A 294-nucleotide genomic window follows, 5' to 3' on the forward strand; every position below is an offset into this window, starting at 1 on the left:
GGATAACAGCAGGAACTCACTTTGTGCCTCAACCCATTCAGGAATGGTGATATCGATAAGCGGAGTGCCTTTCTTCACATGATCGCCAATCGTCAGGGGATACACTTTTTCGACGAAACCGTCAGAGCGCGCCTGCACAATGACAAACTGATACTCGTTGTAACTGACATTAGCCGGGATTGTCTGAGAATAATTCAGCATTCCTCGCGTGACTTTTTGCGTTTTTAATCCCAGATTCTGAACCTGCGTTGGATCGATACGGATCCCGTCACTGCTTTTATCGCCGCTTTCATC

1 protein-coding gene is annotated in these 294 nt (G+C 47.3%); it reads right to left on the reverse strand.

Features of this window, described 5'->3' with window-relative positions:
* The coding region (locus ACNQ0T_RS23895) for an efflux RND transporter periplasmic adaptor subunit (protein ID WP_417930462.1) at positions 1 to 294 on the reverse strand (294 nt) is incomplete at both ends.

Source organism: Enterobacter cloacae complex sp.6700776 (genome assembly GCF_048284255.1).
GTDB classification, from domain to species: domain Bacteria; phylum Pseudomonadota; class Gammaproteobacteria; order Enterobacterales; family Enterobacteriaceae; genus Enterobacter; species Enterobacter intestinihominis.